The 13,633-nt window shown below is 65.4% G+C and carries 16 protein-coding genes; 10 read left to right on the top strand and 6 right to left on the bottom strand.

The genetic code is table 11. From position 1 onward, the window contains the following. The coding region (locus B3446_RS27850; RefSeq protein ID WP_291387375.1) for a hypothetical protein at positions 1–368 on the bottom strand (368 nt) is incomplete at its 3' end. Between B3446_RS27850 and B3446_RS27845 the strand changes: the two genes are divergently transcribed. From B3446_RS27845 to B3446_RS27830, 4 genes are all read left to right on the top strand, one after another. Next, positions 367–1,200, top strand: a complete 834-nt coding sequence (locus B3446_RS27845) for an acetoacetate decarboxylase family protein (RefSeq protein WP_291387374.1) — start codon at positions 367–369, stop codon at positions 1,198–1,200. The genes B3446_RS27850 and B3446_RS27845 overlap by 2 nt on opposite strands. 24 nt (positions 1,201–1,224) lie before the next feature. Then, positions 1,225–1,710: a DUF2231 domain-containing protein gene (locus B3446_RS27840; RefSeq protein WP_291387373.1), complete on the top strand. Its 486-nt coding sequence runs from the start codon at positions 1,225–1,227 to the stop codon at positions 1,708–1,710. Next, positions 1,707–3,038, top strand: a complete 1,332-nt coding sequence (locus B3446_RS27835; protein ID WP_291387372.1) for a PQQ-dependent sugar dehydrogenase — start codon at positions 1,707–1,709, stop codon at positions 3,036–3,038. Before B3446_RS27840 ends, B3446_RS27835 begins: the two co-directional genes overlap by 4 nt. Positions 3,039–3,105: 67 nt before the next feature. Then, entirely contained in the window at positions 3,106–3,672 is a 567-nt protein-coding gene (locus B3446_RS27830) for a type 1 glutamine amidotransferase domain-containing protein (RefSeq protein ID WP_291387371.1), read from the top strand. A 14-nt stretch (positions 3,673–3,686) separates the two neighbouring features. Here B3446_RS27830 and B3446_RS27825 read toward each other — a convergent pair whose 3' ends face one another. Then, positions 3,687–4,019 (bottom strand): cupin domain-containing protein, encoded by a 333-nt coding sequence (locus tag B3446_RS27825; protein ID WP_291387370.1) that lies wholly within the window; start codon positions 4,017–4,019, stop codon positions 3,687–3,689. Positions 4,020–4,083: 64 nt separating this feature from the next. Further along, complete coding sequence (locus B3446_RS27820) at positions 4,084–5,070, bottom strand: tripartite tricarboxylate transporter substrate binding protein (RefSeq protein WP_291387369.1); 987 nt, start codon at positions 5,068–5,070, stop codon at positions 4,084–4,086. 156 nt (positions 5,071–5,226) lie between these two features. Between B3446_RS27820 and B3446_RS27815 the strand changes: the two genes are divergently transcribed. Then, complete coding sequence (locus tag B3446_RS27815; RefSeq protein WP_291387367.1) at positions 5,227–6,111, top strand: LysR family transcriptional regulator; 885 nt, start codon at positions 5,227–5,229, stop codon at positions 6,109–6,111. Between the two features lie 22 nt (positions 6,112–6,133). Here the strand turns inward: B3446_RS27815 and B3446_RS27810 are convergent, their stop codons facing one another. Continuing rightward, positions 6,134–7,051 carry a LysR family transcriptional regulator gene (locus B3446_RS27810; protein ID WP_291387365.1) on the bottom strand — a complete coding sequence of 306 codons (918 nt, stop codon included), beginning with the start codon at positions 7,049–7,051 and terminating at the stop codon, positions 6,134–6,136. Between the two features lie 143 nt (positions 7,052–7,194). Between B3446_RS27810 and B3446_RS27805 the strand changes: the two genes are divergently transcribed. Further along, a complete protein-coding gene (locus B3446_RS27805) occupies positions 7,195–7,599 on the top strand; it encodes a RidA family protein (RefSeq protein ID WP_175121348.1) in 405 nt (134 codons plus the stop codon). Positions 7,600–7,701: 102 nt separating this feature from the next. Here the strand turns inward: B3446_RS27805 and B3446_RS27800 are convergent, their stop codons facing one another. After that, complete coding sequence (locus tag B3446_RS27800; RefSeq protein WP_291387363.1) at positions 7,702–8,160, bottom strand: MaoC family dehydratase; 459 nt, start codon at positions 8,158–8,160, stop codon at positions 7,702–7,704. Positions 8,161–8,292: 132 nt separating this feature from the next. On the opposite strand from B3446_RS27800, the gene proP reads away from it, so the two are divergent. The 4 genes from proP to B3446_RS27780 all read left to right on the top strand — a co-directional run bounded on the left by proP (position 8,293) and on the right by B3446_RS27780 (position 12,723). Then, complete coding sequence (gene proP / locus B3446_RS27795; protein ID WP_175136364.1) at positions 8,293–9,825, top strand: glycine betaine/L-proline transporter ProP; 1,533 nt, start codon at positions 8,293–8,295, stop codon at positions 9,823–9,825. 11 nt (positions 9,826–9,836) lie between these two features. Then, positions 9,837–10,715 carry a PhzF family phenazine biosynthesis protein gene (locus B3446_RS27790; RefSeq protein WP_291387360.1) on the top strand — a complete coding sequence of 293 codons (879 nt, stop codon included), beginning with the start codon at positions 9,837–9,839 and terminating at the stop codon, positions 10,713–10,715. 122 nt (positions 10,716–10,837) lie between these two features. Next, positions 10,838–11,317, top strand: coding sequence for a VOC family protein (locus B3446_RS27785; RefSeq protein WP_291387358.1), 480 nt, complete (start codon positions 10,838–10,840; stop codon positions 11,315–11,317). 242 nt (positions 11,318–11,559) lie between these two features. Then, on the top strand, positions 11,560–12,723 hold the full coding sequence (locus B3446_RS27780) for a GGDEF domain-containing protein (RefSeq protein WP_291387356.1): 1,164 nt from the start codon (positions 11,560–11,562) through the stop codon (positions 12,721–12,723). Between the two features lie 34 nt (positions 12,724–12,757). On the opposite strand, the gene B3446_RS27775 is transcribed toward B3446_RS27780, so the two are convergent. Next, positions 12,758–13,633 (bottom strand): hypothetical protein (locus B3446_RS27775; protein ID WP_291387354.1); only part of this gene is annotated, 876 nt, incomplete at its 5' end.

The raw sequence follows: 13,633 nt of genomic DNA, 5'->3' as shown, positions 1-13,633 counted from the left end.
GGCGGCCCAAGGGCAGGCAGCGGCGGCGTGGCGCGGTAGACGGGAATCTCGGGCGCGGCGTAGGCGGCGCGCGCCGACAACACGGGTGCAAGCCCGGTGTCCGGCAGAATCGCATGCGCGGCGAGGGCGCCGAAGGCGCAGGCCTCTGCGGCGCCATGCTTGGCGTCCGGCTCGGGCGGCAGGTCGAACGTCACGTTCATCGTGCCGCCGGCCTCGCACAGCGTCAGCATCAGCGAGGTCGTGGACGGCCCCGCCATGTAGCCGGTCGGGATGAAAGCGCGCAGCACGAAGGCGGCCATTGCCAGGCAGACGAGCAAGCGCCAAGGCAGGCCGCGGGGCTGAAACGCAGAGTCCCGATGAGTCGACATGGGCGGGATTCTATTACAGAACCTCACGCATTCTGTCCGAATGGAAACGCATGCGGCGTTCGGTCGCAGGGCGCTTACTATCGATCAGGAGTGTCCATTGGAAACCCGACAGGAGTTCGCCAGGATGATGCCCCCATCGAATGACAGCCCGACTGGCACGCCGGATGGCAGGACGCAATCAGGCTCCCCGTCTCCTTATCCGCAGGCCCCCTGGAAACTGCACGGCCATGCGCTCCTTTGCGCATGGCGGGTGCCGCTGGCCGATCTGCCGCAGCAGGCGCCCGGTGATGCCCGCGTGGTCACGTTGGGACGCCATGCCATCTGCACCACCGTCTGGACCGCTTACGAGCCGGGCGGCACGCTCGCCTACAACGAGTTGCTCTTTGCGACGGCGGTGCGTCACGCGGGATTGCTGGCGCCCGCGTGCACGGTGGGACCGATCTGGGTGGACGACGAGGCGGCCGCAGAAGGTGGCCGCAAGCTGTGGGGCATCCCGAAGCGCATCGGCGATTTCGAGCCGCTGCCTGCCTTGGGCGGGCCAGGTGAGCCGGCCGCGTTGGCGCAAGCGTCGCTCGTCGCGGAAGGCCGGCCCGCCGCCAGCGTGCAGTTCCGACCCGGCCTGCGCATTGCCGTACCGTTACGTTTCGCGGTCTGGACGGTTCAGGATGGCCCGGCAGGGCTGATCCGCACGCGCTGCACGTTGCGAGGAACGCTGCGTATTGGGACCGCGCACTGGCGCATGGCCGAAGCGGGTCCGCTGGGATTTCTGGCACAGCGGCAACCGGTGGCCAGCGCATGGTTGGAACGGATGTCGGTGTCGTTCGGGGTGTAGGCGCTGCCCGCGCAGGAACACGGCTTGCTGCGCCGCCTCTCACGGGCATCTGCTCGGGCCCGCAACTCACGAGGCGATCCAGTGACCCAACTCATCGAAAATCGGTACGCCCTTACCGTGCGCCCCATACCGGCGGTATTCCTGGCCGGGATGTTCCCCTTGTTTCTCGGCGCGGCAATCGCGGATGCTGCCTATGCGCAGACTTTTCACATCCAATGGAACAATTTCGCGTCCTGGCTGTTGGTCGGCGGACTGCTGTTTGGCGCGATCGCGCTGCTGTTTGCCATCGTGGACCTGTTCAGGGCCACGCAGCGCGCGCGCGGGATCGTTCCTTACGCCGTAGTGTTGCTGGCGGCCTGGCTGGTCGGCCTGTTCAATGCGTTTCTGCACGCCCGGGACGCTTGGGCAAGCATGCCCACCGCACTGATTCTGTCTGCAGTCGGCGCCGTGCTGGCGCTTCTGGCGCTCTGGCTGGGCTTCCGCACGCCGCACATCAGGGGGCCGCTATGAATCACTTACGACTGATTGCCGGACTTCCGCTGCTGGTGATGGCAGGGGTGTGCAGCGCGCAGGCCGGAGGCCAATATGGACCTTCGCCTGATCTGCCTAAACCCGAACGCGGCCTGCTGCCCGACATGGTCATTGCCAAGCCTACCCCGTGGGGCGACAAGGTGCCGACCGTGCCCGAGGGCTACAAGATCTCGGCCATCGCCAAAGATCTGAAAATTCCCCGGCAGACGCTCGTGCTGCCCAATGGCGACATCCTGGTGGCCGAAGGACGGGGCGGCAGCGCGCCCGACCTCAAGCCCAAGGACGTGATCGCGGCTGTCATCAAGGCCCGCGGCACCAGCCCGGTCAAGGGCGGCAACCGGCTGACGCTGCTGCGCGACCCGGAAGGCGATGGCACTTACGAGGCCTCCATCTTCGCCGAGAATCTCAACGCGCCATATGGACTGGCGCTGGTCGGGAACCAGCTGTATGTCGCCAATCAGGACGCATTGGTGCGGTTCGACTATCAGCCTGGGCAGACCAAGGCAAGCGGGCCGCCCGAAGTCGTCACGCCGCTGCCGTCGGAGATCAACCATCACTGGACGAAGGCGCTGACCGCCAGCGCCGATGGGCAGTATCTGTACGTGGGCATCGGCTCCAACAGCAACATCACCGAACGCGGCATGACGGCAGAAGCCGATCGCGCGCGGATCTGGCGCGTGAACGCCAGCACGGGCGAATACAAGACGTATGCGACCGGTCTGCGCAATCCCACCGCGCTCACGATCCAGCCCGACACCGGCCAACTGTGGGCCGTGGTCAACGAGCGCGACGAAATCGGTCCCGACCTGGTGCCCGACTACCTGACCACCGTCAAGGAAGGCGCCTTCTACGGCTGGCCTTACAGCTATTGGGGCAAGAATGTGGACGATCGCGTCCGGCCGCAGGATCCTGCCAAGGTCGCGTCGGCCATCGCGCCGGATTACAGCCTGGGCTCGCACGTCGCGGCGCTGGGCGTCGATTTCTCGGACGCTTCGATGGGGGATCGTTTTGCCAACGGCGTCTTCGTCGGCGAGCACGGAAGCTGGAACCGCAAAGATCCGGTCGGCTACAAGGTGGTCTTCGTGCCGTTCACGGACGGCCGGCCTTCCGGCCCGCCCGTCGACTTCGTCGCAGGCTTTCGCGACAGCGACGGCACGACGCGGGGCCGTCCGGTTGGCGTGACAGTCGATCCGAAGGGCGCGCTTATCGTGGCCGACGACCTGTCGAACACGATCTGGCGAGTTACCCCGGCGCAGCTCGAACAGCCCTCGCAGTCGCCCAAGCCGGTGGCTGCGGCGCGGCCCTGAAAAGTCATACCCCAGGCCTCCCGCGCGATGCATCGCACCGTCGGGAGGCCACGCAACAGGAGCAACCATGGCAACACTTCAAGACGTCAACATCGCGATTCTGGCCGTCGATGGGTTCGAGCAGGTCGAACTTACGGGCCCGCGACACCGTCTGCACGAGGAGGGCGCGCGCACCGTTCTGGTGTCCGCTCGCACCGACCCGATCCAAGGCTTCCATCACGACAAACCCGGTGACCGGTTTCCGGTGGACCTGACGTTTTTGCAGGCCGCATCCGAGCCGGGGGTCTTCGACGCCTTGCTTTTACCCGGCGGCGTGGTCAACGCCGATGAAATCCGCATGCAGCCCAAGGCTCAGGAGCTGGTGCGCGCGTGCTTTGATGCGGGCAAGCCGGTCGCCGTGATCTGCCACGGCGCGTGGTTGCTGATTTCTGCCGGCGTCGTCAAGGGGCGCAAGATGACCAGTTGGCCGTCGCTGCAGGACGACCTGCGCAATGCGGGCGTTGAGTGGGTGGATGAGGAGACGGTCGTCGACGGCGTATTGGTGTCCAGCCGCAAGCCCGACGATATTCCCGCATTCAACGAGGCCTTCATCAGCGTGCTGCGCAAGGCTGTCGAAGGGCGTGAGCGCAAGTAGGCTGGCTGGTGGCGCTATGTGCGCTTCAATGCGACGGTCACCAGTACCGACGCGTTCTCCAGCGCAAAAAGCGAATGCGGCGCTCGGCCGGGCAGGTACATCAGGCGGCCGGCGTCCAGGATATGCGTGGCGCCGCCGGTCGAGACCTCCACGCTGCCCTCCAGGCATTGAAGGGTGATCTCGCCCTCGACGTCATGCGAGGGCATTGTCTTGCCCGCCAGCAGCACCAGGCGCATGACCTCCAGATCCTCGGACTTGAAAAGCGCGATCGACTGCTTCTGCGCGAGCGCCGCGCCGTAGGGCTTCAGATCGATGACCTGTCCGGGATCCGCGTGTTTCAGGGCCATGATGACTTCCTTCGCTGGGAGGTGGATGGACCAACGATACCCCAGGCGAGCGCGGCGCGGCCTATCAGTTGATCTTGATGCCGCGTTCCTTGACCAGGTCCTTCCATTGCGCCGTTTCCTTGGCCAGGTGGTCGCGCAGTGCGTCCGGCGTGCTGCCGATGGACTCGGCTCCGATCGAATCGAGCGTCGCCTTCACCTTGGCATCTGCCAACGCAGCGCGCATGGCATCGTTCAGCTTGGCAACCACATCCGGTGGAGTGCCCGCCGGCGCGAAGGCCGCGAACCAAGGCATCAGCTCATAGCCGGGCACACCCGCTTCCTGTAGCGTCGGCACGTCGGGCAGGGCGGCAGAGCGCTTGGTGGTGGTGACGCCCAATGCGCGCAGCTTGCCGGTGGCGATGTGGGGCTTGGCGGACGTGATGCTGTCGAACATATAGTCAACCTGCCCGCCCAACAGGTCCGCGACGGCAGGGCCGCTGCCCTTGTACGGCACGTGCAGCATGTCCACGCCCGTCATCGACACGAACATTTCACCGGCCAGATGGATCGACGTGCCGACCCCGGCGGAGGCGTACGTGTAGTGCTTGGGCTGCGCCTTTGCCTTGGCGATCACGTCCTGCACGCTCGTCGCGCCGGTGCGTTCAGGATTGGTGACCAGCACGTTCGGCACCACGGCCAGCAGCGAGATCGGCGCGAAGTCCTTGATGGGGTCGTAATTCAGGTCCTGGTACAGCGCGGGATTCACGGCCATGCCATTGGCCACGATCAGGATGGTGTAGCCGTCCGACTTGGCGCGCGCGACGGCAGCCGCGCCGATATTGCCGCCCGCGCCCGCACGGTTTTCCACGATGAACGACGTGTTCAGCTGCTTGCCCATGGATTCGCCCAGCGTGCGCGCGATGCTGTCCATGGCGCCGCCCGGCGGGAAGGGCACGATCCACTTCACCGGGTGGTCGGGATAGACATCGGCGTGCGCCGCCGCCGCGCCAGCCAGTAGCGACGCGGCCAGCAAGGCGCGGGCGAAGGGTTTGAAGGCGGGGCGCAGGCGCATGGAAGTCTCCGTGTTCTTGAATTATGGGCGGCGATGCGGACCCGATTCATACTCTGGCCGACCGCGCTCGAATGATGGAGGCAGTATCGCTTGCCTTTTTCCAAGGCGTCCAAGACTATATGGGTTTCAATTGATACCTTCAGGGTCTTAATCGTCATGGAACTCAGGCACTTGCGCTATTTCCAGGCCGTGGCCGAGGCCGGCAGTTTCACGCAGGCGGCTGCGCGGCTGCACATCGCGCAGCCGCCGCTCAGCCGCCAGATCAAGCAACTGGAGGAGGAATTGGGCGTGCTGCTGTTCGAGCGCACCACGCGCGCCCTACGCCTGACCGAGGCGGGCCGCTTTCTGCTCGAGCAATCGCGCCTGTTGACCGCGCGGCTGGACGAAGTGCTGGAAGGCACGCGCCGGTTGGGTCAAACGGAGCGGCGCTGGTTCGGCATCGGCTTCGTGCCGTCCACGCTGTACGGCTTCGTGCCGGAACTGATCCGGTTGCTGCGCGGCGCCGACGAACGGGTTGAAGTGGGCCTGATGGAAATGAACACCTTGCCGCAGCTCGAAGCGCTGAAGGCAGGCCGCATCGACTTGGGTATCGGCCGCATCCTCCTGGACGACCCCGCAATCGAGCGCCGCGTGCTGATGACCGAACCCTTGATGGCCGCCGTGCCGCTGCATCACCCGCTGGCGGGCCAGGGCAGCGTCTCGGTCGACCGGCTGGCGCGCGAGCCCTTCGTCCTGTATCCGGCGCGGCCGCGGCCCAATTACGCGGACCACGTGCTGGGACTCTTTCGTGCCGCCGGCCATTCGCTGCAGGTCGCGCAAGAGGCCAACGAGCTGCAGACCGCCATCGGGCTGGTCGCGGCGGGGCTGGGGGTCACGGTCGTGCCCGCGTCCGTGCAACGCCTGCAACGCCAGGACGTGGCGCATGTGCGGATCGAAGCCGACGCGTTTGTGTCGCCAGTCATCGTCAGTTATCGCAAGGATGATGCGTCGGTGTTCCTGGCGCGGGCGCTGGAACTGGCGGGGGAGCTTGCGAAGGGGTAGCGGGCGGCGGGGGCCTGCCGCGCTATCGTCCGCCCGCAGGCGAATACGCGCCCACCAGTTCGATGATCCAGTCGATAAAGGCGCGCAGTTTGGCGCTGACGTGGCGGTTGGGCGGGAACGCCACGTACATCGGCATCGGGTCCATCCGCCAGTCCTCGAACACCGGCACCAATTCGCCCTGTGCAAGATGCGGCGCGGACATGTAATCCGGCAGCCACATCACGCCCATGCCGGCCAGACCGGCCGCCAGGTAGGCATTGCCGTCGTCCACGGCCAGCACGTAGCGGCCGTGCACGTTGACCACTTCGTTGCCGCGGCGCATGGCGTAAGGCAGCGCGCGGCCCGTGCGTTGCCACAGAAAGCCGACGATGCGATGGTGCGTGTCCTCGAGTTCGCGCGGATGCGCGGGCTTGCCGGCCAGCTTCAGGTACGAGGGCGCGGCATAGACGCCCAAACGCAGGTCGCCGACGCGGCGGGCCATCAAGGATTGATCGGTCAGCTCGCCGCCGCGCACCACGCAGTCGACGTTTTCGCCGATCAGGTCGACGATGCGGTCGCTGACGCCCATGTCGAGCTGGATGTCGGGATAGCGCGCGTGGAAGGCCGGCAATGCCGGCACCAGCACCATGCGCGCCAGCGGGCCGGGCACGTCCACGCGCAGGCGGCCACGCGGCGCTTCGGCGGCGCTGGACAGGCTGGTTTCGGCGTCGTCCATGTCGGCCAGCAGCTTGATCACACGCTCGTAGTACGCCGCGCCGTCGGCCGTGACGTTGACCTTGCGCGTGGTGCGGTTCAACAGGCGCACGCGCAGCCGCGCTTCGAGCTGCTGCACGAGCTGCGTGACGCTGGTCTTGCTCATGTGCAGGGTCTCGGCCGCCTTGGTGAAGCTGCCGGTCTCCACCACGCGCGCAAACGCGGTCATTGCGTCAAATCGGTCCATGGCTGCTCCGCAGGGTGTTGGGGATTGTTTGGATTCTACAAATAGTGATGGATGAAGTTGACCGTTTATCCGCGCGGCGGGCGCTTTTACAGTTTGCCTATGTCAACGCGGGCGGTCCGAAGCCCCTTCACTTGGAGAATCTCATGAACAACCGTGACGTCGTTTTTCCTCCCCATCGCCACGCGCTTTACGAGCGCAACCGTTACTCGCCGGCCGTGCGCTCCAACGGCTTTCTGTTCGTGTCCGGCCAGGTCGGCAGCCGCGACGACGGCTCGCCCGAGCCCGATCTGCGCCAGCAGGTGCGGCTGGCATTTCAGAACCTGAACGCCATCCTGCACGCGGCGGGCGCGTCGTTCGACGACGTGGTCGACGTGACCGTCTTCATGGTGGATCCGCAGTCGCAGTTCGAGACCATGTGGGAAGTGGTGCCCGAGTTCTGGGGCGAGGCGCCGTTTCCGAATATCACGGCGGTGGGGGTGACCTGGCTGTATGGATTCCAGTTCGAGATCAAGGTCATCGCCAAACTGCCGGAGGGCGCGACGGCGTAAAGAGGGCGGCTGGCCGTCGAACGGACTGGGCGCGGAGTCATGAACGGTTCATGACAAACGCACAGCCCGCTCATGGGCGGCCCACGACCGGCCATTACCAGCTCATGACCGCCGGAACACAACAACCTTGCTGGTCAGCTTCTGAAGTGCTTCATCGCGTTGGTTCGACGTGACGGATTCCACGACCACGATGGCGCGATCGGGCTTGGAGCGGGACGGCGTGATGCTCAGCACCGTGCTCGTCACCTTCACCACGTCGCCGGGGCGGGTGGGCTGCGGCCAGACCACTTCGGCCCCGGCGCCAATCACGCCGCGCGCCACGGGAAAGCTTTCGACCAGCAGCTTCATGGTCAGCGCCGCCGTATGCCAGCCGCTGGCCGCCAGGCCCTGGAATAACGTCTCGCGCGCGGCGTCCGGATCCAGGTGAAAGGGCTGCGGGTCGAACTGCGAGGCAAAGGCAATGATCTGCGCCGCATCCAGGGCGTGGGTCTTGCTGACGAAGACGTCTCCGACGGACAGGTCCTCAAGATAGATCAGCGGCGGCGTGTGGGTATCGGTCATGAATGGCTCCGGCGAGCGTCGGGGGGTGGGGCATTATGGGCGCGCGCCCGCCACTCCCGCAATGGCGCGGGCGATGACCGTTGCCAAAATCGGGTCCATAATCGGCATGTCCCGTTTTATGGATGTCGCACCATGGCAGAAACCCCCACGTCGTCGCAAGAGATCCGTCCGCTGGAGATCGGCGACATCACCGTCATCGACAACACCAAGCTCAAGAAGGCCGTGACCGCCGCGGCGCTTGGCAATGCGATGGAATGGTTTGACTTCGGCGTCTACGGCTTTGTTGCCTTTGCGCTGGGCAAGGTGTTCTTTCCCGATGCCTCGCCCGCCGTGCAGACCATCGCCGCCCTGGGCACGTTTTCCGTGCCGTTCCTGGTCCGGCCGCTGGGCGGCGTCTTCTTCGGCATCATGGGCGATCGCTTTGGACGCCAGAAGGTGCTGTCGCTCACCATCATCATCATGGCCATCAGCACGTTCTGCATCGGCCTGATTCCCGCCTATGCCACGATCGGCATCTGGGCGCCGATTCTTCTCTTGGCGTGCAAACTGGCGCAGGGCTTCTCCGTGGGGGGCGAATACACCGGCGCGGCCGTGTTCGTGGCCGAGTATGCGCCAGACAGGCAGCGCGGCTTCCTGGGAAGCTGGCTGGACTTCGGCTCGATCGCCGGATTCGTCGTGGGGGCGGGCATGGTCGTGCTGCTGCAGACCATGCTGGGCGAGCAGACCTTCCTTGATTGGGGCTGGCGCATCCCGTTCTTCGTGGCCGGACCGCTTGGCCTGCTGGGCTTGTATCTGCGCCACGCGGCCGAGGAAACGCCGGCCTTCACGCAACAGCTCGAACGGATGGAAAAGGAAGACCGCGACGCCGTGCAGGAAAAGCCGACGGTGTCATTTCGCGAGATCTTCAGCAAGTACCGCCGTGCATTGCTGGTCAGCATCGGCATGGTGCTCGTGACCAACGTCACCTACTACATGCTGCTCACCTACATGCCCACGTATCTGTCGGGTAGCCTGGGCTATACCGAAGGGCATGGCGTGCTCATCATCGTCGTCGTGATGGTGGGCATGCTGTTCGTGCAGCCGGTGGTGGGGTTCATCAGCGACAAGATCGGCCGCAAGCCGTTCCTGCTGGCCGGCAGCCTGGGCCTGCTGGTCACGGCGATCCCCTCGTTCTTTCTCATCGGCAGCGACAACACCGCGCTGATCTTTCTGGGACTATTGTTGATCGCCGTGTTCCTGAACTGCCTGATCGGCATCATGGCGTCGACGCTGCCCGCGCTGTTTCCCACGCGCATCCGCTACAGCGCACTGGCCAGTTCGTTCAACGTGGCCATCATCTTTGCCGGTCTGACGCCCACGGTTGCTGCATGGCTGGTCGAAGAGACCGAGAATCTGATGATGCCGGCGTACTACCTGATGGCGGCGTCGGTCATCGGGCTTATCACGTCGTTCTTCCTGCCCGAAACGGCCAACCGGCCGCTGCGCGGGGAAACGCCGACGGCGTCCAGCCGCAAGGAGGCCAAGGTGCTCTTGCAGCAGGCGTACGAGCACATCGAGCAAAGCGTGCAGGACGTCGATGCCGAGATCGCGGCGCTCGAGGAAAAGCTCGACGCGCTGCGCGTGCGGCGCCAACGGCTGGCCGACAGGCATCCGGATATTGAATAAAGGAGCGGGACATGAGCGTGCCATTCAAGCAGGTGGATGTGTTCACCAGCGAACCCTATCGCGGCAATCCCGTCGCGGTGGTGCTGCAAGGGCAGGGGCTGTCGGACGAGCAGATGCGGCGCATCGCCAACTGGACGAACCTGTCGGAGACCACCTTCGTGCTGCCGCCCACGCAGCCCGGCGCCGATTACCTGGTGCGCATCTTCACGCCGCAGGCCGAGTTGCCCTTTGCGGGGCATCCCACGCTGGGAACCGCGCATGCGCTGCTAGAGGCCGGTATTGTCGCGGCGCGTGACGGCAGGCTCGTGCAGGAATGTGCCGCCGGCCTGATCGAACTGTCGGTCACGGACGCGGCGGGTGGCAGCCCGCTTATCGCCTTCACACTGCCGGAAGCCAGCCTGGCCGAACTTGGGGCCGATCTCGTCGACGAAATGGAAGCCATCCTGGGCTCGGCGGTGCTGCATGATCCTGCGCCCAAGTTCGTCAATGTGGGGCCGGTATGGACAATTGCCCAATTGCCCAGCGCGCAGGCGGTGCTGACGCTGGGACCGGACTTCGCTCGCATGGCTGACTTCGATCGCCGCAACAATGCCGCGGGCATCGTGGTGTACGGCGCCTATGGCGAAGGCGCGGAAGCGGCCATCGAGGTCCGGGCCTTTGCGCCCAGCCTGGGCGCCAACGAAGACCCGGTCTGCGGCAGCGGCAACGGCTCGGTGGCGGCGTTCATCCGCGACGCCGGACAGGTGCCGCAGTTCGGCACGGAATACCTCAGCACGCAGGGCGCCGTGGTCGGGCGGTCGGGCAGGTTGCGCATCTCGTTCGACGCGGGCGGCGCCATTCGCGTGGGCGGGCAATCCGTGACCTGCATCGACGGGCGCATCGCCGTTTGAAAAGGGGACCGCATGACCGGGATGCGTGCCCGGTTTTCGGTAGGCGCGGCCTGGACTATGCTTGAACGTCGCGCATTGCGGCAAGGTTGAAGCGCATCACTTTCCTGCCAAGGAGGAGCACGATGGCCAGCAAAAACACCGTTTGCCTGTGGTACGACGGCGACGCCCTGGAAGCGGCGACCTTTTATGCAAAGACGTTCCCCGACAGCAAGGTCGGCACGGTCCACCGCGCACCCGGCGACTATCCATCGGGCCAACAGGGCGACATCCTGATGGTCGACTTCACTGTGATGGGCATCCCCTGCGTCGGCCTCAATGGCGGCGACGCCTTCCAGCACAACGAATCGTTTTCCTTTCAGGTCGCGACCGACGATCAGGCAGAAACCGACCGACTGTGGGATGCCATCGTCTTGAACGGCGGCCAGGAGAGCGACTGTGGCTGGTGCAAGGATAAATGGGGACTGTCCTGGCAGATCACGCCACGGGCGCTGCTGGCGGCGGTCACGGACCTGGATCAAGCGGCGGCCAAGCGCGCGTTCGAGGCCATGATGACGATGAAGAAGATCGACATCGCGACGATTGAAGCGGCACGGAAAGGGTGATTTCGCGGCCGGCCAACGCGGGCTGTGGGCTGTGCAAGTTCCAACGGTTGGAAGTCGGCCGGTGTGGGGGCCAGATCAAGAAATGATCTGCCCATGGGACAAATTTTCGGGGTCGGATGACGCGCGCGCGGGCGCTGCCCAGCGTGATGCAAAAGCGCATCCTGAAAAGGTGAAATGACACGTTTTCACCGTAAAATCCCGCAGCCGCCGCGCGTTTTCGGCGAAATCTCCTGACTTTCGAGATGTACGTCGATCTTCTCACTCTGTACCTGCTGGCAGTTGGAACACTGCTTGTCAGCGCCGGCCTCATGTTCTGGGAACAGCGGGCCAACCCCACACGCAGCAAGGAATTACGCATCCTGGCTTCAGGCTTTGCCACGCTGGCGCTTGGCTGCGCGGCGGCGTTATATCGTCGCGACCTTCCGGGCGTCAGCGGTGCGGCGCTCAGCAACCTTGTTATCCTCGGCGGCTATCTGCTGGTGCTCAACGGCGTTGCTGCGCTGAGCGGGCGGCGCTACCTGCGCACGTCGCTCTGCGTGCTGATCGGCATGGGGCTGACCTGGGTGATCGGCGGCGTGCGCTGGCTCGACGTGATGTGGACGTATGTCAGCTCGGCGCCGATTGCGCTCGTCAGCGGATTGACCGCCTGGGAGGTGTACCGCTGCCAGGCGCTCAAGCCGCGTCGGTCGCGGCACATTGTGATGGCCGTTGCGGGCGTGCATACGGCGCTTTACGCCGGCCGGGCGTTCATCCTGCCCTGGTTCGACTCGCAGCCCGTCCTGGCGCTGGCCGGCAAGCTCACCATCTACGAGGGCGTGCTGTATTCCGTGGTGTTGCCGATGACGCTGCTCAAGCTCATCCGCGACGAAACGCACCGGCAACTGCTGCTGGAGTCGCAAACCGACTACCTGACCCGGCTGGGCAACCGGCGCTGGTTCTTCGAGCAGGGCGCGCGCATGCTGAACGGCAAGGAAGGGCGCGGCGCGGTGTCGGTGCTGGCGTTCGACCTGGATCACTTCAAATCCGTGAATGACCGCTATGGGCACGCGGCGGGCGACCAGGTGCTCAAGTCCTTTGCCGAAACCGCGCGAGAAGTGCTGGGTCACGACACCATTCTTGCGCGCATTGGCGGCGAGGAATTTGCCGCGCTGCTCTGGGGTGACGACGCGAAGGGCGCCCACACGCTGGGCAAGTCCATGGCCGAGCGCTTCGCCGTGACCGTCTCGAACCGGATAGACAACATCGGCATTGCCGCGACGGTCAGCATCGGGCTTGCGCGTTTCAACGGCGACGCGCCCACCATCATGGATGCGCTGGCCATCGCAGACCAGGCGCTCTATCGCGCCAAATCGCTGGGCGGCAACCGGCTGGAAGTGGCCGGGACCCAGGAGCAAGCCGCGGCCTGAACGGCCGCGTTGTTCGCAACGGTGATGGTATCGGCTACTGCGCGACGTACTGCTTGCGCGTAGCGTCGTAGGCGTAGATGACGGCGTCGCCGGGGCCCAGCTTGCGAGTCTTGCCGGGACCCGAGATCGTGTTGCCCGTGAACTGCACCGTCACGCGCGGCAGGTCGGCGGTAGCGGTGGCGCTGAAGACCAGTTCGCCTTCGCTGCGCGTGCACGGCATGACGTCGCCATCCGCACAGGCCGGCCCGTTGTCCTCGCCTGCGATCACGTTGCCCACGTAGGTCCACACATTGCCCGTTTCGTCCTGGCGCTTTTCCGGGGGCGTGAAGACAAGCAGGGCGTAGCCGCTGATCGTGATGCCGTTCTCGAAGGCCTCGGTGGGCACTGCGAGCATCAACTTGCCCGATGCCGTGCGGTACTCCAGCGGCTTGCGCTGCGTGTCGACTTCCGGCGGCCTTTCGTACGCGCCGAATTCGCCGATGGTCGGCTCCATACCGCGGAATTTCCAGGGACTTTCCGGGGATGCCGGGTCGCGGATGAAGGTGGCTTCGGCCAGATTCACGGTCGTCATGGGACCGACGTCATCCTCACCCGGCTTGCCATAGCGCTCGGCGGTTTCCCAGATGAAGCCCGTGTAGTAAGGCGTGCCGTCCAGTTCGAACGCATGGCCGAACCAGTAGGTGGCGATGCTGCCGTTGGCGACGTTGGCGGACGGTTCGCCCTTGCTGTCCACTTGATGGATGGCATAGATGACCGCTGCGGCGTCGGGCGGCGAAACCCGGGCAGCGGCGTTGGCGGCAGGTGCGGGCGCATTGGCTGATGGCATGGCGGGGGCAGGGGGCGCAGCAGCCGCAGCACCGGCTGCCGGTGCTGCGGCAGTCGCACCACCGGGTGCCGAGGCTGCGGCGGG

This window comes from Achromobacter sp. UBA5777 (genome assembly GCF_002418565.1).
Taxonomy (GTDB): Bacteria; Pseudomonadota; Gammaproteobacteria; order Burkholderiales; family Burkholderiaceae_B; genus Achromobacter; species Achromobacter animicus.
Note: the sequence above shows the minus strand (reverse complement) of the source record. Positions and strands in the feature narration are given on the sequence as shown.

Bases quoted from the DNA above. Each gene is read 5' to 3' on its own strand.
- B3446_RS27820 (WP_291387369.1), bottom strand. From the start codon at position 5,070: ATGCGCCTGCGCCCCGCCTTCAAACCCTTCGCCCGCGCCTTGCTGGCC.
- B3446_RS27810 (WP_291387365.1), bottom strand. From the start codon at position 7,051: ATGGACCGATTTGACGCAATGACCGCGTTTGCGCGCGTGGTGGAGACC.
- B3446_RS27800 (WP_291387363.1), bottom strand. From the start codon at position 8,160: ATGACCGATACCCACACGCCGCCGCTGATCTATCTTGAGGACCTGTCC.
- B3446_RS27845 (WP_291387374.1), top strand. From the start codon at position 367: ATGGGCGGGATTCTATTACAGAACCTCACGCATTCTGTCCGAATGGAA.
- B3446_RS27830 (WP_291387371.1), top strand. From the start codon at position 3,106: ATGGCAACACTTCAAGACGTCAACATCGCGATTCTGGCCGTCGATGGG.
- B3446_RS27790 (WP_291387360.1), top strand. From the start codon at position 9,837: ATGAGCGTGCCATTCAAGCAGGTGGATGTGTTCACCAGCGAACCCTAT.
- B3446_RS27805 (WP_175121348.1), top strand. From the start codon at position 7,195: ATGAACAACCGTGACGTCGTTTTTCCTCCCCATCGCCACGCGCTTTAC.
- B3446_RS27835 (WP_291387372.1), top strand. From the start codon at position 1,707: ATGAATCACTTACGACTGATTGCCGGACTTCCGCTGCTGGTGATGGCA.
- B3446_RS27815 (WP_291387367.1), top strand. From the start codon at position 5,227: ATGGAACTCAGGCACTTGCGCTATTTCCAGGCCGTGGCCGAGGCCGGC.
- B3446_RS27825 (WP_291387370.1), bottom strand. From the start codon at position 4,019: ATGGCCCTGAAACACGCGGATCCCGGACAGGTCATCGATCTGAAGCCC.
- B3446_RS27785 (WP_291387358.1), top strand. From the start codon at position 10,838: ATGGCCAGCAAAAACACCGTTTGCCTGTGGTACGACGGCGACGCCCTG.
- proP (WP_175136364.1), top strand. From the start codon at position 8,293: ATGGCAGAAACCCCCACGTCGTCGCAAGAGATCCGTCCGCTGGAGATC.
- B3446_RS27780 (WP_291387356.1), top strand. From the start codon at position 11,560: ATGTACGTCGATCTTCTCACTCTGTACCTGCTGGCAGTTGGAACACTG.